We start from the raw sequence: 20,047 nt of genomic DNA on the forward strand, positions 1-20,047 counted from the left end.
CGGCCGACTTCGCAGCGGCGGCCTTCGCCTCGCCGCCGTCGGACGCCGCGGGCGCGGCGGCGGCGCTCGCGGTCGGCGGCACGTCGGTGGCGGGTGCGGACGGCGTCTCCACCGTCGGCGTCATCGGGACGGGCGTGGCGGTCGGCGCCGGCGCGGTCGCGGCCTGCTCGAGCAGCTTCTGGGTCTCGCTCAGCGAGACGGGCGGGGCCGGAGAGGCCTCGGCGAGCGGGTCCGGCGCGGTCTGGCGGTGGCCCGCGGACACCTTGTCGGTTGGCATCGGGGCGAGCGGGCTCAGCTCGTCGGTGTTCGTGAGGGGCGCCTCCTCCTCCTCGGACTCGTCCTTGGCCGGGGTCTCGACGGCGTAGTCGTCCTTGTCGATCTTCGGCTTCTCGGCGCGGGCCGGCGCGGGCGCCTGCTCCTGCGTGGACGCGGGGCCGGCGGGCGTCGGCTCGGACTCGGGCGCGGCGGCCGGCGCGGGCTCCTCGCGGCGCGGCTGCTCCGGCGCGGGCCCCGGCTCGCGCGCCTCGTCCTTCGGCGCCTCGATCGGGGCCTCCTCGGCGGCCTCGGCGGAATCCGGTTTAGGCGGCTCGTACTGGGGGAACGTCAGCTGCGGGCTGACCACGCCGGGCAACGGCGGGTCCGCCTGGTCACCCGGGGCAGCCTGCGCGATCGGGGTGACGTAGAGCAGCAGCATGCTCCCCAGCGCGCAGGACGCAGCGACACGGATCCACCGGCGCTGGCGTGCGAAGAGAATCGTCTTAGGTGACTGCTGGACTGGCAGAGGGGCGAGCGTACGCACAAATCGGGAGGCCGGTGCGCCTTTTCACGCGTTTTGGACGCACGTCCGAGGCGCTCCCTGGCCGGTCGGCTAGGACCGGCAGGTCCGCGCGCTGACTTCAGGCTTTGACCCGGATCTTGAGCGTTCGGGAGACCGGCGTGAGCCCAGCGCCGGTGGCCTGGACCCGCACGGACACGGACGTCCCGGCCTTCAGCCGCTTCTTGTCGAGCGTGAGCGAGAGCGTCAGCGTCGAACCACTGAGGGTCTTCGTCGCCCTCCCGACCACGCGCGTTCCGACCTTCGCCCGCACCGCGACCTTCGCGCCGCGGACGCCCTTCAGCGTCAGCTTCACCTTGCCCGACCGCCGGGAGACGGTCTTCGGCCCCGCCACGGTAGCCAACGCTGCCCTCGGCGCCGGGGTGGCCGTCGCGCGCGGCGTCACCGACGGCGTCGGGCTCGGTCCGGCCGGCACCCCGGGGACGACCACCGTGAAGTCGCTTCGCGCCGGCGTCGGGTCGGCGTTGCCGGCGGCGTCGATCGCGGTCACGACCACGCTGTGCGCGCCGTCCCCGAGACCGCTCAGCGCCAGCGGGCTCGTGCACGGAGTCGCAGCGGCCCCGTCGATCGAGCACACGAACGTCGCGTCCTCGCCGGCCCGGAAGGCGAGCGCGAAGTCACGCGCGGTGAGGATCGGCGGCGGCGCCCACTCGATCATCGTCTCCGGCGGCGTGGCGTCGACCGTCACGGTGCGGGTAGCCGATGCCGTGTTGCCCGCCGCGTCGGTCGCGGTGACGGTGAACGTGTGCGGCCCGTCCCCCACCCCCGCATAGACGCGCGGCGATGTGCACGGCGCCGTCACCCCGTCCAGCGCGCACGTGTGCGTGACCGCGGTGAGGTCCGGCGAGGCGAACGCGAACGTCGCGATCCGCCCGGCCACCGTCGCGGCCGAGATCGCGGTCAGCGGTGCCGTCCGGTCGACCGTGAAGGTGTAGGACGCGGGCGACGGATCAAGGCCGTGCGCGTTGCGTGCGGCGACCGTGAGCGTGTGCGTCCCGTCCCCGAGCGCCCGCGCGCACGGTCCGGCAACGCCGTTCCACGCGCACTCGTACGAGCTCCCGCCCGAGAAGGTGAACCCCGGGTTCGGCTCGCGCGTGGTCGCGGGCGGCGCGCTCTCGATCTTCGTCTGCGGCAGCAGCGCGTCGATCGTGAACGCCCGCTGCGCCGGAGTCGGGTCGGGCTCGTTCGCGCGGTTGAACGCGCGGACCTCGAAGAGGTGCTCGCCCGACGCCAGCCCGGTGTAGGTCTTCGGCGACGTGCACGCCTCCCACGCCCCCGCGTCGACGCGGCACTCGAAGCGCGCCGCGCCCTCCCCGCCGAACGTGAACGTCGCGGTCGAGTCCGGCACCGTCGGTCCGCTGAGGACGTCCGTCTCCGCGTGCGCGTGGCCGTAGACGGCGAACTCGGTCACGTCGGTCCAGGTCGCGCCGCCGAGGTTGGACAGCGGGGTCAGACGCACGTACCGGACGTCCGGCTCGCTGATCGCGAACCGGTTCATCTGCAGCCGGTTCTCGAACGTGAATTCGCCCTCACGGGCCGTCCTCCACTGCATTCCGTCCCCGGACACCTCGACGCGATAGCCCCGGAGCGCGGACTTCCAGTCGTCGACGCAGCCCTCGCGCGGATCGATGCCGATCCCGCGCACGTTGATCGTCCGCGGCAGCATCACCACGAGCGGGCTGCGCGCGGCCATCGACCAGGTGCTGCCGGTGTGGCCGTCGAGCGCCTGTTTGGGCCCGCATCCGCTGCCCGCGTTCTCGCTCCCGCCGGAGGACTGCAGCGTCGCACCCGCGCGGATCGAGGCCCAGTTGCGACGCACCGCGGCGTCCGCGGTCACCGTCGTTCCCGCCACGACGTCGACCGTCACGAACGCCTGCTCAAAGCCCGTCTCGAGCTGCTGGCGCGTGGTGCCGCGCACGACGAGTGTCGCGTCCGCCTGCTCCGGGACGTTCGGAAGCGTGTACGTGCCGTCGGCCCGCGTCGTCGCCACCCGTGCGTCGGGACCCGCGCTGAGCCCGCCGACGCTCACCGTCACGCCCGCGACCGGGGCACCGTCGACCGCGTCCGTCACGCGCCCGGTGATCGTCCCCGGAGCCCCCGCGTCGGTCGGGTCGTCGAAGTTCTCGACCGGCTCGGTGTCCTGGCCGCCGGTCGTGCTCGCGAACAAGCCCATGCCACGGGCGGCGAACACCTTCCAGATCCTGGCGTGGTGGCGGCCGGCGAGGTGCGTCTGATCGGCCTGCAGGATCGCGTTGCGCATGTCGAGGAAGCTCGGCTCGGGCGGCGCGAGCGGCAGCGCGCGCGTGACGAGCACGCGCGCGTCGTCCATCCCGACCTCGCCGCGCAGGTCCCACAGCGTCTGCGCCCAGATCTCGCCGTCCCGGTGCCAGTCGGGCAGGCCGTCGGCGAAGTCGCCGTAGGTGTAGCCGCCGCCCGGGCAGCGCGGCGCGTCGAGTCCGACCGGACAGTCGAGCCCCTGCGTGCGCATCGTGTTGCTCACGGCGTCGACGTAGGCGCCCATGCTCACGTCGCCGCGCACCCCCGAGTCGTCGAGCAGCGGGAACTGCTCGAGCAGGAAGTCCTTGGCGTAGAAGTCGCTCCAGCCCTCGCCCATCGCGCCGGACTGCCAGGAGCCGAGCGCGACGACCCCGTCGGAATCGGTCACGAGCCGGCTCGTCAGCCCGTGCGCGTACTCGTGGAACACGATCGATGCGTCGTCGCCGGCGTTCACCGTGCGATAGGGCGAACGCCACAGGTACAGCTGCATGCGCGGCGACTGGCCGACCGGCGGCGTGTACATGTTCGCGTTGTTGGTGTCGAACGCGTTGCCGCTCAGCGCGGCCGTGTCGCTCGCCTCCACCAGCAGCCGGTCGCCCTTGAAGTCGAAGCCGAGCCTGCTGAGCGCATGCTCACGGAAGCGGTTGACGAGGTAGAAGGCCTGGACCGCGTTCTGCTCGCGGTTGCGCAGCCGTGTCCCGTTGGTGCCGTCCCACCCGCAGATGGCGCAGCTCGCGACGGGCGAGAAGGGGTACGGGTCCGGCCGCACCTCCTCGGTCGGCGCGGCGGTGTTGCTGCCGTCGAGATCCGTGTAGGTGTGCACGAACGGGCCGAACAGCCGGTCGTCCGTGCTCAACCAGGCGACGGGCAAAGGGCGGACGACCTCCTGGCCTCCGTGCGTCGCGCCCGGGTGGTTCTCCCACACGCGGGCGGTCGCGTCCCGCGTGAGCTCCGTGCGCTTGAGGACCTTGCCCGTGTCGGCGTCGCTGATCAGGTCCGTCGTCCCGTCGCGATAGCGCCAGCCGAGCCGGCCGTCGTAGATCGTCAGGTCGGCATCCGGCTGCGGCTTGGGCAGCCGCGGCGTCGTGTCCGCCGGCTGCTCCGGAGGCGAGCCGAGCACGTTGATCAGGCGCCCGTCGGAGTCGACGTTCACGCGCAGCTCGGCGTCGGCGACCTCGATCCCGTCGATCTCGTGGCGCCAGCGGACCTGGCGGACATCGCCGATCGTCTCCACCGACGGGTCGTCGAGCGTCTCGAGGTCGGCCGCGGTGAGGCCGAGCTGGGAGCGGTGCTCGCGTACGTAGCGCAGCCCGATGGTGGCCGCGGCGCCCTCGGCGGGGCGCGTCAGCGGGCCGTCCAGCTTCCCGGCGAGCACCTCGACGTCCGCGCGCGCGGAAGCGGGCAGCGTGCACGCCGCCAACAGCAACAACGCGGTGACCCCTCTCCGGCGTATGTGCCGAATCTAGTACCGGACGCTAAAAAGGCGACCCCGACATCCGGCCAGCGTCTGCGACCATGGCCCGCCATGGAGCCGGAAGAGGCAGAGGTGAAGGCCGCGGGCGGGGTCGTCCGTCGCGAGGATGGCGCGATCGCGGTCGTGCATCGTCCGCGCTACGACGACTGGTCGTTGCCCAAGGGCAAGCTGGACCCGGGTGAGACCTGGGAGGAGGCGGCGCTGCGCGAGGTGTTCGAGGAGACCGGGCTGCGCTGCAAGCTGGGCAAGGAGCTCTCCCCGACGTTCTATCGCGACCGCAAGGGCCGTTCGAAGGCCGTCCGCTACTGGCTGATGAAGCTCGTGGACGAGGGGAAGTTCAAGCCCAACGACGAGGTCGACGAGATCCGCTGGCTGCCGCCGAAGAAGGCCGCGAAGCTCCTCTCCTATCCCCGAGACGCCGAGCTCGCCGAAGAGGTGGCCAAGTGAACCGTGACCGTTTCCCCGGGCTGGGCGATGGCTGGGCGCGCCTGGACGGCGCCGCCGGCAGCCAGGTGCTCGACAGCGTGATCGAGGCCATGAGCGACTTCATGCGCTCGGGCGCGATGGCCAACCACGGCGGCGCGTTCAAGGCCGCGCACGAGACCGACGAGCTCGTGCACAGCACCCGCGCCGCCTGCGCGACGCTGCTCGGCGGCGAGCCCGAGGGCATCTTCTTCGGCCCGAGCTTCACGGCCACGACGATGCGCTTCGCGGCCACGGTCGTGCGCGCGCTCGAGCCCGGCGACGAGATCGTCTGCACGCGCCTGGACCACGACTCCAACGTGCGCCCGTGGGTGATCGCGGCCGAGCGCGCGGGCGTGACGGTCAACTTCGCCGAGCCCACCGAGGGCACGCTGGAGCTGCCCGCGTCCGCCGTGGAGGCCGTGCTCACCGAGCGCACCAAGTGGGTCGCCGTGACCGCCGCGTCCAACGCGGTCGGCACCGTGCCGGACCTCGAGGGGATCGTCGCCGCCGCGCACCGGGTCGGCGCGCGCGTGTACATCGACGCCGTCCACGCCACCCCGCACCGCCGCTACGACCTCGCGACGCTCGGCGCCGACGTCCTCGCCTGCTCCGCCTACAAGTGGTTCGGCCCGCACGTCTCGGTGCTGTGCGCGAGCCCCGCCCTTCTGAGCGAGTTCCGCCCGGACAAGCTCAACCCCGCGCCGGAGGAGGCGCCGGACCGCTGGGAGCTCGGGACGCTGCCGTTCGAGTCGCTCGCGGGCGTCCGCGCGGCGGCCGAGTACATGCTCGAGCTCGACTTCGACGCCGTCCGCGCGCACGAGGAGGGCCTCATGCAGCAGGCGCTCGACGGGCTGCGCGCGATGGACCACGTGACGCTCTATGGCGACGCCGGCGACCGCGCGCCGACGCTGATGTTCACGGTCAAGGACGTGCACCCCGAGGCCGTGGCTAAGGCTCTAGCTGAGCGTGAGATCGCGGTGTGGAACGGCAATTACTACGCCTGGGAGCTCGAGCGGGTGCTCGGCCTCGCACCCCACGGGGGCATCCGGGCCGGCTTCCTGCACTACAACGACGCGTCGGACGCCGAGCGCTTGCTCGCGGCCGTCTCCGAACTAGCGGAATGAGCGACCGACCGCGCGATCCCACGCGCGGTCGGGCAGCACCCGGCGCAGGCCGACCAGCAGCCGCGCCGACGGGGTGACCAACACCCGCGTCGGCGCCTTCGGCTTGAGCAGCGCCGCCTCGATCGCCTCCGCGACCGTGCCCGCGTCCCCGCCCAGCCGGCCCAGCGGCCCGTGGTAGGCGTCGCGCGTGCTGCGCGCGACGGCCGCGTTGAACTCGGCGTACGGGCCGGTCTCGCGTACTCCGCTGGACGCCGTCGCCGAGAACTCGGTCCGGATCAGCCCCGGCTCGATCACGATCACGCGCACGCCGAACGGCGCGACCTCGACGCGCAGCGCGTCGCTGATCGCCTCCACCGCGTACTTGGTCGCGTGGTAGGCGCCGCCGCCCGGGAACGTCAGCTTCCCGCCCATCGACGACAGGTTCACGATCGTGCCGGAGCGCCGCTCGCGCATCCCGGGCAGCACGAGCTGCGTCAACCGCAGCAGCCCGAACACGTTGGTCTCGAACTGCCGCCGGACCTCCTCCATCGGGAGCGTCTCGAGCGCGCCCGAGAGCGAGTAGCCCGCGTTGTTGACGAGCACGTCCACCCCGCCCTCGACCGCGTCGACGGCCGCGGCCATCGACGCCTCGTCGGTCACGTCGAGTGCGAGCACCCGGCAGCCGAGCGCTTCGAGCCCGGCGAGGGTCTCCACGCGCCGCGCGGACGCGTACACCGTCCAGCGCCCGGACCGCGCCAGCCGCGCCGCGGTCGCGTGCCCGATCCCGGTTGAACAGCCGGTGATGAGCACGCTGGCCACGGCGCGACTGTACTGGGACTCAGGGGTCGAAGGCCACCAGGTCGCCGGCGTGCTCGAACGCCGACGCCGGAGCGACCCGCCGCGCGGCCGGGGCCGGCGTGATCGCGGGCCGGTCCGGGATCTTGGTCTGCGCGAGCGTGATCAGCACGTGCGCCGCGGCGTCCGAGTTCTGGTCGAGCGCGCGGCCTGAGTTGTTGAACACGTTGTCGCAGCCCTCGTGGTAGCAGGGGTCGAACTGCTCACCGGCGGTGCCGCCCCAGATCGCCGCCTGCTCGGGCGTCTTGATGCCCTCGGCGCCCGTGAACAGGCCGCCGGCCGGAATGCCGTTGCGGATGAACGGCCCGTAGTCGGAGCGGCCGTCGAAGTCGGTCGGCGCCGTCGGGATGCGCTGGCTGCGGAAGTAGTCGAGGAAGTACTTCTCGATCGTGGCCGAGAACGGCCGCGCCGCCGGGTGGAACACGTCCTCGCCGATCGGCGGCGAGTCCGACAGGTCGCCGTCGTAGACGAAGTTGACGAAGTTCGGGGACCCGATCATGTCGAAGTTCAGGTTGGCCGCGATCTTCGCGCGCTCGGCGTCGGACAGGCGCGCCACGTAGTCCTCGGAACCCAGCAGGCCCGACTCCTCGGCGCTGAACCAGATGAAGCGGATCTTGTTCTTCGGGTACACGCCGCGCAGCGCCCGCGCCATCTCCAGGATCGCGGCCGATCCGGAGCCGTTGTCGTTGATGCCCGGACCCGTGCCGACGCTGTCGAGGTGCGCGCCGACCACGATCACCTTGTTCGGGTCACCGCCGCGCGTCTCCGCGATGACGTTCTCGGTCGGGTAGGTGCCGACCCGTTGGTCGACGCGGAAGCGGACCGTCTTGCCGACGAGACCCTGGCGGACGCTCCCCGCGAGGTCGGCGACGGTTGCGACCTGCGCGGCCACCATCGGCGCCCACGGCTCGGGCCCGAAGGCCGCCATGTCGAACCAGCGTGGGTCCTCGAAGCCCGGCGCGGCAACGCCCTCGTTGATGTAGACCACGCCCGCCGCACCGGCGGTGTACGCGTTGCGGAACTTGGTCAGCTCGCCGCAGCCGCCGCGCTGGATCAACACGATTGCGCCCTGCGGCATGCCCGCGAAGTCGGCCGCCTGGCACGCCGACGTGGAGGTGTTCGGCGCCGGGGACGGGATCAGCAGGTCCGCGGCCCACACCGGGCCCGTCACGTCCGTGGACGGCGAGTTGATCATGGACCCGAAGTCGCCGCCGCCGTTGGACCCCGCGATGCCCGGGATGTAGCTCTTGCCACGCCGGACGTCGAGCACCGGCGGCTTCCAATCGGCGAGGAAGAAGTTTTCGTACTCGAAGCTCTGGCGACTGACCTGCAACCCGGCCAGCTTCGCCTGCAGCGCCACGTAGTCCGCCGACCGGTCGTAGCCGGGCGTGCCCGCCAGCCGGTTCCCGTTCGTCAACGACGAGATCAGGTTCAGCGCACCCTGGTGCAGCCGAATCCCGTCGACCGTGACGGCCTTGCGCAACTTGGCGGAGGTGTCGTTGCCTGCGCCCGTCGCCAGCGCGGGCCCTGCACCCGCGAGCAGCAAGCCGATGCCCAAGGCACCGGCGAGAAGTGAGCCTCTCATGAGGCTCACCCTCCTACGCCAGATAGTTGAGTGTCAAGTGCCTAAGCGTTCGATGCGACCTGCGGCGGGTCGGCGCCGAGGTCGGGCGAGCCGAACCGGTCGCTGGTGCCCGCGGACTCCTCGTCGCGCGGGTCACGCGCGGCGAGCTGACGCAGGTAGCGGTCGGCGACGCGGGCGCACTGGCGGCCCTCGTTGATCGCCCACACGATCAGCGACTGGCCGCGGCGCGCGTCGCCGGCGGCGAACACGCCGTCGGCGGACGTCGCGTACGCGCCCGCCTTGGCGTTGCCGCGCGCGTCGCGCTCGACGCCGAGCGCCTCCAGCAGCTCCTGCTCGGGCGACAGGAAGCCCATCGCGAGCAGGACGAGATCGACCGGATGCGACTCCTCGGTGCCGGGGATCGCGTCGAACGGCGGCTTGCCGGAGTTCTGCACCCAGTGCACCTCCTGCACGCGGCCGTTGCCGGTCAGCTTCGTGGTCGAGATCGCGAAGTCGCGCTCGCCGCCTTCCTTCAACGCGTACGAGGTGCGCAGCTTCACGGGCCAGCGCGGCCACGGGGTGAGGTCGTCCGGGCGCTGCTTGGGCGGCTCGCCGAGCAGCTCGATCTGCGTCACCGAAGCGGCACCCTCGCGCAACGAGTGCCCGACGCAGTCCGCGCCCGTGTCACCGCCGCCCACGACGAGGACGTGCTTGCCCTTGGCCGTGATCGGGTTCTCGGGGGCGTTCCCGTCCAGGCAGCGCGCGCGGTCGTACAGGTACTCCATCGCGAAGTGCACGCCCTCGAGCTCGCGGCCGGGGACCGGGAGGTCACGCGGGACGCGCGAGCCGGTGGCGATGACCACAGCGTCGTGCTGCGCGCGCAGCTCCTCGGCCGTGATGTCGACCCCGACGTCCACGCCGTAGCGGAACTCGACGCCCTCGGCCTTGAGCTGCTCGAGCCGGCGCTCGATGACCCACTTCTCGATCTTGAAGTGCGGCACGCCGAAGCGCACCAGGCCGCCGCCCGCCTCGTCGCGCTCGTAGACCGTGACCGTGTGACCGGCGCGGCGCAGCTGCTGCGCCGCGGCCATGCCCGCCGGGCCGGCGCCGATGACGGCGACGGTGCGGCCGGTCTCGACCTTCGGCGGCTGCGGCTTGACCCAGCCCTCATCCCACGCGCGGTTGATGATCGAGACCTCGATCTGCTTGATCGAGACCGCGTCGCCCTCGCGGATCTCCAGCACGCACGCCGCCTCGCACGGGGCGGGGCAGAGCTTGCCGGTGAACTCCGGGAAGTTGTTGGTCGCGTGCAGCTGGTCGATCGCCTCGCGCCAGCGGTCGCGGTAGACGAGGTCGTTCCAGTCCGGGATCAGGTTGCCCAGCGGGCAGCCGTTGTGGCAGAACGGCACGCCGCACTCCATGCAGCGCGCGCCCTGCTCACGCAGCCCTTCCACGGGCAGCGTGTCCACGAACTCGTTGAAGTCGTGCAGGCGCTCGGCCGGATTGCGCTCCGGCTGCTCGACCCGGTTGATCTCGAGGAACCCACCAACCTTGCCCATCAGGACTTGACCTCCTCGGCGGGCTCGGTCACGAAACCGCCGCCGCCCGTCGACACGGCATCCTCGGCCGCCATCTCGGCCAGCGCGCGCTTGTAGTCGTGCGGCATGACCTTCTTGAAGCGCGGGAGATAGTCGTCCCACGCGTCCAGGATCCGCTGCGCGACGGTCGACCCGGTGCGCTCGGCGTGCTCGGCGATCAGGTTGTGCAGCTCGATGGCGTCGGAGTCCTCGATCGGGTCGAACCCGACGAGGCCCATGTTGCAGCGCTCGCCGAACGTGTCGTCCTCGTCCAGGACGTAGGCGACGCCGCCGCTCATGCCGGCGGCGAAGTTGCGTCCGGTCCGGCCGAGGATGACCGCCCGGCCGCCCGTCATGTACTCGCAGCCGTGGTCGCCGACGCCCTCGACGACCGCCGAGGCGCCCGAGTTGCGCACCGCGAAGCGCTCGCCCGCGAGCCCGCGGAAGAACGCGCGGCCGCCGCTGGCGCCGTAGAGCACGGTGTTGCCGACGATGACGTTCTCCTCGGGCTTGAACGTGACGTCCTCGGGCGGAGCGACGGTGAGCACACCGCCGGACAGGCCCTTGCCCGTGTAGTCGTTGGCGTCGCCGATCAGCGTCAGCTCCACGCCCGGCGCGAGCCACGCGCCGAACGACTGACCGGCCGAGCCGCGCAGCGTGAACTTGATCGTCCCGGGCGGCAGGCCCTGGGCCCCGTGCACCTTCGTGACCGCGCTCGAGAGCAGGCCACCGACGGTGCGGTTGACGTTGCGCACGTCGAAGTCGCCCGTGACCTTCATGCGGTGGTCGATGGCGTCCTTGGCCGCCTCGATCAGCGTCCAGTCCAGCGCGCCCGGCAGCGGCGAGTCCTGGGGGCGCAGGCGCCGGCGCGGAGCGTCGTCGGCGACGGGCGGCGCGGCCAGCACGTGCGTGAGATCCACGCCGCGGGCCTTCCAGTGCTCGATCGCGTCGTCGGCCTCGAGCAGGTCCACGCGGCCGACGAGGTCCTCGTAGCGGCGGATGCCGAGCCGGCGCATGATCTCCCGCGCCTCTTCCGCGACGAAGAAGAAGAAGTTCACGACGTGCTCGGGCTCGCCCTTGAAGCGCTTGCGCAGCTCCGGGTCCTGCGTCGCGATGCCCACCGGGCACGTGTTCAGGTGGCAGGCGCGCATCATGATGCAGCCCGTCGCGATCAGCGGCGCGGTGGAGAAGCCGCACTCGTCGGCGCCCAGCAGCGCGGCGACGATCACGTCGCGGCCCGTCTTGAGCTGGCCGTCCGTCTGCACCCAGATGCGGCTGCGCAGGTCGTTGAGCACCAGCGTCTGCTGCGTCTCGGCCAGGCCGATCTCCCACGGCGCGCCGGCCGCCTGGATCGAGCTCAGCGGGGACGCGCCCGTGCCGCCGTCGTGGCCGGAGATCAGCACGTGGTCGGCGTTCGCCTTTGCGACGCCCGCGGCGACCGTGCCCACGCCGACCTCGGACACGAGCTTCACCGAGATCCGCGCGGCCGGGTTGGCGCAGCGCAGGTCGTAGATGAGCTGCTTGAGGTCCTCGATCGAGTAGATGTCGTGGTGCGGCGGCGGCGAGATCAGGCCGACGCCCGGCGTCGTGAAGCGGATCGAGCCGATGTAGCGGTCCACCTTGTGGCCCGGCAGCTGGCCGCCCTCGCCGGGCTTGGCGCCCTGGGCCATCTTGATCTGCAGCTCGTCGGCGTTGACGAGGTAGTTGATGTTCACGCCGAAGCGGCCGGAGGCCACCTGCTTGATCGCCGAGCGGCGGCGGTCGCCGTTCGGATCCGGGGTGAAGCGGACCGGGTCCTCCCCGCCCTCGCCCGTGTTCGACTTGCCGCCGAGGCGGTTCATCGCGATCGCGAGGGTCTCGTGCGACTCACGGCTGATCGAGCCCAGCGACATCGCGCCGGTGACGAAGCGCTTGACGATCTCGGACGCCGGCTCGACGTCGTCGATGTCCAGCCACTCGTCCTCGGGCAGCTCCTTGAACTTGAGCAGGCCGCGGAGCGTCGCGCGACGGGCCGCGTCGTCGTTGACGAGCTTGGAGTACTCGTCGTAGGTCGGACGGCCGCCGTGGCGCACGGAGTGCTGCAGGAGCGCGATCGTCTCCGGGTTCCACATGTGGTGCTCGCCCTCGCGACGCCACGCGTACACGCCGCCGACCGGCAGCAGATCGCTGGTCGCGAGGCCGAACCCGCGCGCGTGGCGCTCGAGCGTCTCGACGGCCAGGATGTGGCTGTCGATGCCGCCGATGCGCGAAGCGGTGCCCGTGAAGTGGCGGTCGATCAGGTCGGACGCGAGCCCGACGGCCTCGAAGATCTGCGCGCCGTTGTAGGACTGGATCGTCGAGATGCCCATCTTGGAGATCGTCTTGAGCAGGCCCTTGGCCACGCCCTTGACGACGTTCCACTGCGCCGTCTCGAAGTCCTCGACGCCCGGCACGCGGCCGTCCTTGACGAGCTCCTCGAGCGACTCGAGCATCAGGTACGGGTTGATCGCGGACGCGCCGTAGCCGATCAGCGTCGCGAAGTGGTGCACCTCACGTGGCTCGCCGGACTCGAGCACGAGGCCGGTCTGCAGGCGCGTGCCCTCGCGCACGAGATGGTGGTGCACGCCCGCGACGGCCAGCAGCGACGGGATCGCCACACGCTTCGGGCTCACGGCGCGGTCGCTGAGGATGAGGATGTTGACGCCGTCGGCGAGCGCCGCGTCGGCCTCGGCGCAGACGCGGTCGAGCGCCTTGAGCATCCCCTCGGGACCCTCGGCGATCGGCCACGTGATGTCCACCGTGTGCGCCTTGAAGATCGAGGAGTCGACGTGGCGCAGCTGCGCGAGCTCGCGGTCGAACAGCAGCGGCGTCTTCATCGACAGCTGGTGCGCGTGCTCGGGGCCGTCGGTGAGCAGGTTGCTCTCCGAGCCGACGCCCGTGCCGTGGCTCATGACGATCGCCTCGCGGATCGGGTCGATCGGCGGGTTGGTGACCTGCGCGAACAGCTGCTTGAAGTAGCTGAACAGCGGCGGCTGATGGTCGGACAGGACCGCGAGCGCGTTGTCGTTGCCCATCGAGCCGATCGGCTCCTCGCCGTTGGCGGCGGTGGGCGCGAGCAGGACGCGCAGGTCCTCCTGCGTGAAGCCGAACGCGCGCTGGCGGTTGGGCAGCGGCAGCTCGGACTTCGGCAGCTCCGGGGGCTCGGGCAGATCCGCGAGGTGCACGATGCCCTCTTCGAACCACTGCTTGTACGGCTTGGCGGTGGAGACCGCGCGCTTGACCTCTTCGTCCTCGATGATCCGGCCCTGCTCGAGGTCGACCAGGAAGAGCTTGCCCGGCTGCAGGCGGCCCTTGCGCTTGATCTTCTCGGTCGGGACGTCCATCACGCCGGTCTCGGAGCCCAGGACGACCCAGCCGTCCGTGGTCTCCAGCCAGCGGCCGGGACGCAGGCCGTTGCGATCCAGCGTCGCGCCGATCACGCGGCCGTCGGTGAACGTGACCGCGGCGGGGCCGTCCCACGGCTCCATCAGACACGCGTGGTAGGCGTAGAACGCCTGCAGCTCCTCGGGGAGGTCGTCCCGGTCGGCGTAGGCCTCCGGGATCATCATCATCACCGCGTGCGGGAGGCTGCGGCCCGCGAGCGTGAGCAGCTCGAGCACGTTGTCGAACGTGGCGGAGTCGCTGCCGCCGGCGCGCACGACCGGGAGCACCTTCTGCAGGTCTTCGCCGAACAGCTCGGAGGCGAGCTGCGACTCGCGCGCCCGCATCCAGTTGATGTTGCCGCGCACCGTGTTGATCTCGCCGTTGTGGGCGATCATGCGGAACGGGTGCGCGAGCTCCCAGCTCGGGAACGTGTTCGTGGAGAAGCGCGAGTGGACAAGCGCCATCGCGGTCTTCGTGCGCCTGTCCTGCAGGTCCGGGAAGTAGCCGAGCAGCTGCGGGCTGGTCAGCATGCCCTTGTAGACGATCGTCCGCGAGCTGAAGCTCGGGATCACGAGCTCCGGCCCGGCTGCGAGCTCGGCCACGCGGCGAATCACGTACAGCTTGCGCTCGAACGCGTCCTGGTCCCCCGCGAGCGCCTCGGAGGCGCCCACGACCAGCTGCTTGACGTACGGCGCGTACAGGTTGGCCGTGATGCCGACGTAGTCCTTGTCGACCGGGACGTCGCGCCAGCCGATGACGGTCTGGCCCTCGTCCTCGACGGTCTTGGTCAGCAGCGCCTCCAGCCGCGCGCGCTCCTCTTCCTCACGCGGGAGGAACAGCATCGCGACGCCGTAGGCGCCGACGGGCGGCAACTCGGCGTCGATGACGCCGCGCAGGAACTCGTCGGGCAGCTGCAGCAGGATTCCGGCGCCGTCGCCCGTGTTGGGATCCGCGCCCGCAGCGCCGCGGTGCTCGAGGTTCTCGAGCGCCACGATCGCGCGCTCTACGGCCTCATGCGACGGCGAACCGTCCAGCTTTGCGACCATGGCGACGCCACAGGCGTCGTGCTCGTAGGTCGGGTCGTAGAGGCCGATCCGGCCACGTGGACGTTCAGGCATAGGCGAGCGACGGGGTCGGGGGACGCGAAACCCCATCCGAGGGCTCGGAAGGGAGTGACAAAGTAGCAACAGGTGTGCCGGCCGCTCAACAGCGCGGCCCGTCAACCGTTGCGTTTCGCGCAGCGATCAGCCGCTATGTGCGGCGTTTGTGCGCAACAACGTTGCGTCAACGCCGGAAACTCGGTCATACAGGTCGGCCATCTCCTGGGCCAACGAGGGCCACGCGTAGCGCTCCGCGACGTCCTCGGCGGCGTTGCGGCCGCGCCGGCGGCGCTCCTGCGGCCGGTTGACGGCCTCCACCAGCGCGTTCGCGAGTCCTTGCGCGTCGTCGGGCTCCACCAGCCAGCCCGTCTGGCCGTGCTCGACGATGTCGGCCGGGCCGTGCGCGTCGACGGCGATCGCGGGCAGTCCGCAGGCCATTCCCTCGACCAGGACCTGGCCGAACTGCTCGCGCACGCTCGGCAGGACGACGACGTCGGACGCGGCGAGGATGTTCGGGAGCTCGTCGTGCTCGTGCCAGCCGGCGAGGTGGACGTCCTGCGCGCCGACGCGGGCGATCGTGTCGGCCGGGTGCTCGCCCTCGTGCTCGCCCGGGAAGCCGCCGACGAGCACCAGCGGGGCGCGGCGGGCAAAGCCGGGGCGCGCGCGCTCGTAGGCCTCGATCAGCAGCGGGACGCGCTTGACCTCGGTGAAGCGGCCGACGTACAGCAGGACGGGCGTGTCGTGGTCGATGCCGGCGTCGGGGAGCAGGTCGGCCCAGAGCCCGGCGCGGTCGACCGTGCGCTCGGTGAACAGGTCGGGGTCGTAGCCGTTCGGGATCAGGGTGTAGCGGTCGGGGTCGACCGGCAGGACCCGCTCGGCGCGCTCGATCTGCGTCTCGGACAGCACGATCAATCTTTCGGCCTGCAGCGCCCAGCTGCGCATCCGCTCGGCCCACGCGAGCCCGTAGGGCCAGCGCAGCGGGTCCTGCTTCACCGCCTCCAGGAACAACAGCTCGGTGCCGTGCAGGTGGCCGACGATCGGCACCTGCGGCGCCGCGCGGCGGGCGGCTTCGTACAGCGGCGTGAGGTGGTGCAGGTGCAGGACGTCGGCGTGCGCGGCGCCGGCGGACTGCAGCGCACGCGTCCAGGCGCGGGCGTGACGCTCGGCGTCGTCGGCGTCGAGCAGGCCGAAGACGCGGTCAGCGGCATCTTCGCGGTCCTCGTAGGAGGGGTGCAGCGGGAAGCCGGCCGCCATGTCCGCGGGCCGGACGTCCAGGTCGTGGTAGAACCGGCGCGCGTCGCCGTGGCCCGTGATGCTGCCGCTGAGGACCGTGACTTCCCAGCCGACGGCCGGCAGCGCGTGCGCGAGGTTGCGCGCGACGTGCGCGGACCCGCCGCGGGGGTAGAACAGCAGCCCCATCAGGGCGTGCGGATGTGAACGCGAAGTAGCCAGACTGTGAACATACCTGCGCGAGCGTCATTCCGTTCCACGCCCTAGGGTTCGCGGCATGGACGTCGCGTTCACGAGCCTCGACAAGCCGTTGTTCGACGGCGCCGAGGCGACGAAGGGCGACCTCGTCGCCTACCTGGAGGCCGTCGCCGACCCCCTGATCGAGCAGCTGCGCGACCGGCCTCTGTCCGTCATGCGCGCCCGCCCGGGCCAGAAGCCGTTCATGCAGAAGAACGTCCCGAAGAACGCGCCCGACTGGATCAAGACCGTCGGCATCTGGGCCGAGCGCTCCAAGCGCGAGGTCCGCTACGCGCTCTGCAACGACAAGCCGACCCTGCTGTGGTTCGCCAACCAGCGCGCGATCGAGTACCACCCCACGCTCTGGCCGCAGACGCACCTCGTGCTCGACCTGGACCCGCCACCGGGCGCGGCCTTCGACGTCGTCGCGGCCACGGCGCTGCTCGTGCGGGAGGCGCTGGCGGCGGCCGGGCTGCAGGGCGCGCTGAAGACCAGCGGTTCCAAGGGCGTGCACATCTTCGTCCCGGTGTCCGCGGACGGCGAGGAGATCGCCCACGCGACGCGCGCGCTGGCCGCGCGGGCGGTGGCGCTCGATCCGTCGATCGCGACGACGGCGTACGTGGTCGAGGAGCGCGAGGGCAAGGTGTTCGTCGACTCCACGCGCGCGGGTGGCGCGACGGTGGTGGCGGCCTATTCGCCCCGGATCCGGCCGGGCGTGCCGGTGTCGTTCCCGGTCCCGTGGGACGACGTCACGCGGATCACTCCGGCCGACTTCACGATCCGGACGGTGCCGGCGCTCCTGGAGGGCCGGGACCCGTGGGTGGAGTCGATGCCCGCGCCCCAGGCGCTGCCCACCGACCTGGTCGAGGAGGGCCGCGCGATCCCCGTCGCTCGGGTGGTCGCGATGCACGAGGGCAAGCGCCGCAAGCGCGCGGCCGACGAACGCGCGTGATGACCGGCGGGATCGGTCACTTCACCACCTCTACGGGGGTCAAGTGACCGATCGCCTGTGCTCGCCGTTGCCGTCAGCGCGGTAGGAAGACCAGCGCCGTCGACACCGGGCGGCCGCCCGGCTCGGGCACGTCGAACTGCGACCGGGGTCGGTTCTGCAACCGCCCGCCGCTCACCAGCGACGTGGACCCACCGCCGTCGAGGTTCATCGCCACGTCGGCACCGAGCGCCGCCATCAGCGCGGCCAGCTCCTCCAGGGTCAGCCCGGAGTCGTCCGCGGACCGCCCGTCGACCGCGACCGCGAAGATCCGATCGGCGCACAGGCCGAGCGCCGCCCGCGGGTACCGCCCGTCCGTGATGTCGGAGTCGAACTGACCGTTCGCGGCGCTGAAGCCCTCGACGTCGTCCTCGCGGCGGAAGATCGGCGCCCCGTCACGCACCAGCAGCGGCCCGGCCTGCAGCAGATCCCCGCGCGGGGCCGCGGGCAGCGCGGAGCGCGGTGCGATCGCGGCCTCGCCGCCGTCCACGTGGACGCATGCGCGAACGGCATCGAACGGTGCGGTGAAGGGAACATGCTCGCGGGCGACGCCGCGGGTGCGGACCTCGCCGAGCGGCGTGCCGTGCGGACGTGCGAAGAAGCCGCCGACGATCGCCTCCTGGATGCCCTGGGCGGCGCACCACGCTTCGAGCTTCGCCTGCCCGCGCATGAGCGCGACGCGCAACTCCGTGTGCTCGCGGTCGTGCACGGCGACGTGGATGGTCGTGCACGCGCCGTCGGCGAGATCCAGGCGCATGCTGCGAGCCGAGCCCGCGCGCGGCGCGCTGAGCGGGGCTTTGGTGGCGAGAGCCATGTCCCGCAGAATGCTCCCGTTGGCCTGACCGGTTGTGAACATACCGTTGGGCTAGTTCCGCTCCTCGAACACCACCGGTCGGTCCGGGGGGACGGTCCACTCGCCGCGGTCGTAGCGGATCGTCGTGCCGTCCGCGAGGCGGACCTTGGCGCGCCCGCACGTTGGCTCGCCCCACAGCGTCGCCTCGAGCGGGCGCTCGTGCTCGGGCGTGTCGCCGAGCCCGCGCGCGACGTGCTCGGCCGGGTAGGTGACGATCAACGCGCCGCGGCGGACCCACAGCGGGACCCGGTGCAGCGGCGCATCCGCGTCGACCTCGCCGCCACCGTGCACGTGCCGCCCGGTGGCGACCTCGATCCAGTCCCCGCGCGGCAGATCGACGTGCACCGAGCGCGCGCCGTCCTCGAGCACCGGCGCGACCCAGAAGGACGGCCCGAAGCCGTACGCGTCGGCGATCGACCAGCCGCGCACGTCGCTCGGGTCGGTCAACGCCAGCGGCCGGATGATCGGCAGGCCGGTGCGCTGCGCGGTCGCCGCCGCCGCGCGGATGTAGGGCACGAGCCGCTCGTGCAGGAGCACGTGCTCGCGGTAGAGGTCGAGCAGCTCGTCGTCGTAGGTCCACGCCTCCTGCTCGAAGCGGCTGTGCGCCTGCATCAGCGGCGTGAAGCAGCCGAACTGCACCCAGCGCGCGAGCAGCTCCTTCGTCGCGCGCGACACGAGCCGCTCGCCGAGGTACCCGCCGACGTCGTGCGACCAGTTGGAGAAGCCGCTCGCCGCGGCGTTGAGCGTCGCGGCCACCAGCGTCTTCAGCGACCAGAAGTCGCTCGGCTGGTCCCCGCCCCAGGTCACGCCGACAGCCTGTTGCCCCGTCCACCCCGGCCGGCCGAACAGCACGCCCGTCCCGGGATGCACCTCGTCCAGCGCCCGCTGCATCGAACGCCGGTACGCGAGCCCGTGCCCCCACGCGAACTCCGCCCCGGTCCGCCCGTCCGCGAACTGCACATCGTCGGGGAAGTACCAGCCCTCGCCGTCGTCGGCCTTGATGCCTTCGACCCCGAGCTCCAGCACCCGCTTGGCCTGCTCGCGCCACCACCGCTCGGCCGCGGGGCTCGTGAAGTCCACCGGCGAGCCCTTGCCCATCCACCACTTGGACACGAGCGGCTCGCCGTCGGCACCCCGCACGAAGTGCTCGGGCTCGTAGTTGGGCGCCGGCTCGCGGTGCAGCCGGGCGGACTCGTCGTCGGGCGGGTACTGGCCCTCGCGCGAGTCCAGGTTCACCCACGGCGCGACCCACACCACGGTGCGGACCCCGTCCTCTCGCAGCTTGGACACATACCCGCGCGCGTCCGGGAACTGGTGCGGGTTGAACTCCCACGTGTTGTATTGCGTCGCCCAGGGTGAGTCCAGCACGATCGCGTCGAGCGCGATGCCGTGCCTGCGGTGCCCCGCCCAGTCCGCCTCGGCGTCCGTCTGGTGCGGGTACACGTCGCGGCTCTTCCAGAACCCGTACGCCCACTCCGGCAGCACCGGCGGCAGCGATCCCGTGTACTCCAGGAACGCGCGCAGCCGCGCGGCCGGCGTCCGCTGCGTGAACAGGTGGACCTTCAACGGGCCGGAGGCCGAACGCACGGAGAGGACCACCTCGTCGCCGAGGTCGAAGCGCACGCCCGAGCCGTCGTTCTCGATCCATGCCGCCCAGCCGCGCGAGCACAGCACGAACGGCACCGGCGCGTAGTCGCCCTGCGGGATCCCGCCGACGTCGAGCATGTCCGGCGGGCAGTCCGGCCCGGTGTAGGCCCGGTCGGCGCCGAGCTGGACCCGCCGCCCGGCCTGATCGACGTGCAGTCCGTGCCGCGCGCCGAGCCCCACGAAGCGCTGCTCCGGGTGGCCCGGCAGCACGAGCGCGACCCGGTGACCGCCGGGCGCGACCGTCACCAGCTCGTGTCGCGGACCGAGCTGCTCGACGGTGAAATCATCCGAGTCGACGGGGTCCTCGAGCGTCTCGGCCGGGACCATCCCCTCGGTCAGCTGGATGAACTGATCCTCGGCTCGACCTTCCCATCTGCGCACCTTCACAGCGCTTGAGCTTCGACACCACTTCGGTGTGTCGTGCGGATGTTCACAAGACG

11 protein-coding genes and 1 pseudogene are annotated in these 20,047 nt (G+C 71.8%); 3 read left to right on the plus strand and 9 right to left on the minus strand.

Translation table 11 applies throughout. From position 1 onward, the window contains the following. Together OJ962_RS25830 and OJ962_RS25835 are read right to left on the minus strand one after the other, a co-directional pair. Window positions 1-694 (minus strand): annotated as a pseudogene (locus OJ962_RS25830) (hypothetical protein); the annotation flags it as partial. A 202-nt stretch (window positions 695-896) separates the two neighbouring features. Continuing rightward, window positions 897-4,541 (minus strand): M36 family metallopeptidase, encoded by a 3,645-nt coding sequence (locus OJ962_RS25835; RefSeq protein WP_202957744.1) that lies wholly within the window; start codon window positions 4,539-4,541, stop codon window positions 897-899. Between the two features lie 96 nt (window positions 4,542-4,637). Here OJ962_RS25835 and OJ962_RS25840 point away from each other — a divergent pair, with 96 nt between their 5' ends. Then, window positions 4,638-5,033, plus strand: coding sequence for an NUDIX hydrolase (locus OJ962_RS25840; RefSeq protein WP_202957743.1), 396 nt, complete (start codon window positions 4,638-4,640; stop codon window positions 5,031-5,033). Beyond that, a complete protein-coding gene (locus OJ962_RS25845; RefSeq protein ID WP_202957742.1) occupies window positions 5,030-6,175 on the plus strand; it encodes a cysteine desulfurase-like protein in 1,146 nt (381 codons plus the stop codon). Before OJ962_RS25840 ends, OJ962_RS25845 begins: the two co-directional genes overlap by 4 nt. Here OJ962_RS25845 and OJ962_RS25850 read toward each other — a convergent pair. The 5 genes from OJ962_RS25850 to OJ962_RS25870 all read right to left on the minus strand — a co-directional run bounded on the left by OJ962_RS25850 (window position 6,164) and on the right by OJ962_RS25870 (window position 16,071). Then, window positions 6,164-6,973, minus strand: coding sequence for an SDR family NAD(P)-dependent oxidoreductase (locus OJ962_RS25850; protein ID WP_202957741.1), 810 nt, complete (start codon window positions 6,971-6,973; stop codon window positions 6,164-6,166). The genes OJ962_RS25845 and OJ962_RS25850 overlap by 12 nt on opposite strands. A gap of 19 nt (window positions 6,974-6,992) precedes the next feature. Continuing rightward, on the minus strand, window positions 6,993-8,594 hold the full coding sequence (locus OJ962_RS25855; protein ID WP_202957740.1) for a M28 family peptidase: 1,602 nt from the start codon (window positions 8,592-8,594) through the stop codon (window positions 6,993-6,995). Between the two features lie 41 nt (window positions 8,595-8,635). Continuing rightward, entirely contained in the window at window positions 8,636-10,132 is a 1,497-nt protein-coding gene (locus OJ962_RS25860; protein ID WP_202957739.1) for a glutamate synthase subunit beta, read from the minus strand. Beyond that, entirely contained in the window at window positions 10,132-14,670 is a 4,539-nt protein-coding gene (gene gltB, locus OJ962_RS25865; RefSeq protein WP_202957738.1) for a glutamate synthase large subunit, read from the minus strand. Before gltB ends, OJ962_RS25860 begins: the two co-directional genes overlap by 1 nt. A gap of 126 nt (window positions 14,671-14,796) precedes the next feature. Then, entirely contained in the window at window positions 14,797-16,071 is a 1,275-nt protein-coding gene (locus OJ962_RS25870; protein ID WP_202957737.1) for a glycosyltransferase family 4 protein, read from the minus strand. A gap of 88 nt (window positions 16,072-16,159) precedes the next feature. Between OJ962_RS25870 and OJ962_RS25875 the strand changes: the two genes are divergently transcribed. Continuing rightward, window positions 16,160-17,071, plus strand: coding sequence for a DNA polymerase domain-containing protein (locus OJ962_RS25875; RefSeq protein WP_202957736.1), 912 nt, complete (start codon window positions 16,160-16,162; stop codon window positions 17,069-17,071). A gap of 73 nt (window positions 17,072-17,144) precedes the next feature. Here the strand turns inward: OJ962_RS25875 and OJ962_RS25880 are convergent, their stop codons facing one another. Further along, a complete protein-coding gene (locus OJ962_RS25880; RefSeq protein WP_202957735.1) occupies window positions 17,145-17,921 on the minus strand; it encodes a phosphodiester glycosidase family protein in 777 nt (258 codons plus the stop codon). 51 nt (window positions 17,922-17,972) lie between these two features. After that, window positions 17,973-19,994: a glycoside hydrolase family 31 protein gene (locus OJ962_RS25885; RefSeq protein WP_202957734.1), complete on the minus strand. Its 2,022-nt coding sequence runs from the start codon at window positions 19,992-19,994 to the stop codon at window positions 17,973-17,975. Between the last annotated feature and the right edge of the window lie 53 nt (window positions 19,995-20,047).

The organism is Solirubrobacter deserti (assembly GCF_027587175.1).
GTDB classification, from domain to species: Bacteria; Actinomycetota; Thermoleophilia; order Solirubrobacterales; family Solirubrobacteraceae; genus Solirubrobacter; species Solirubrobacter deserti.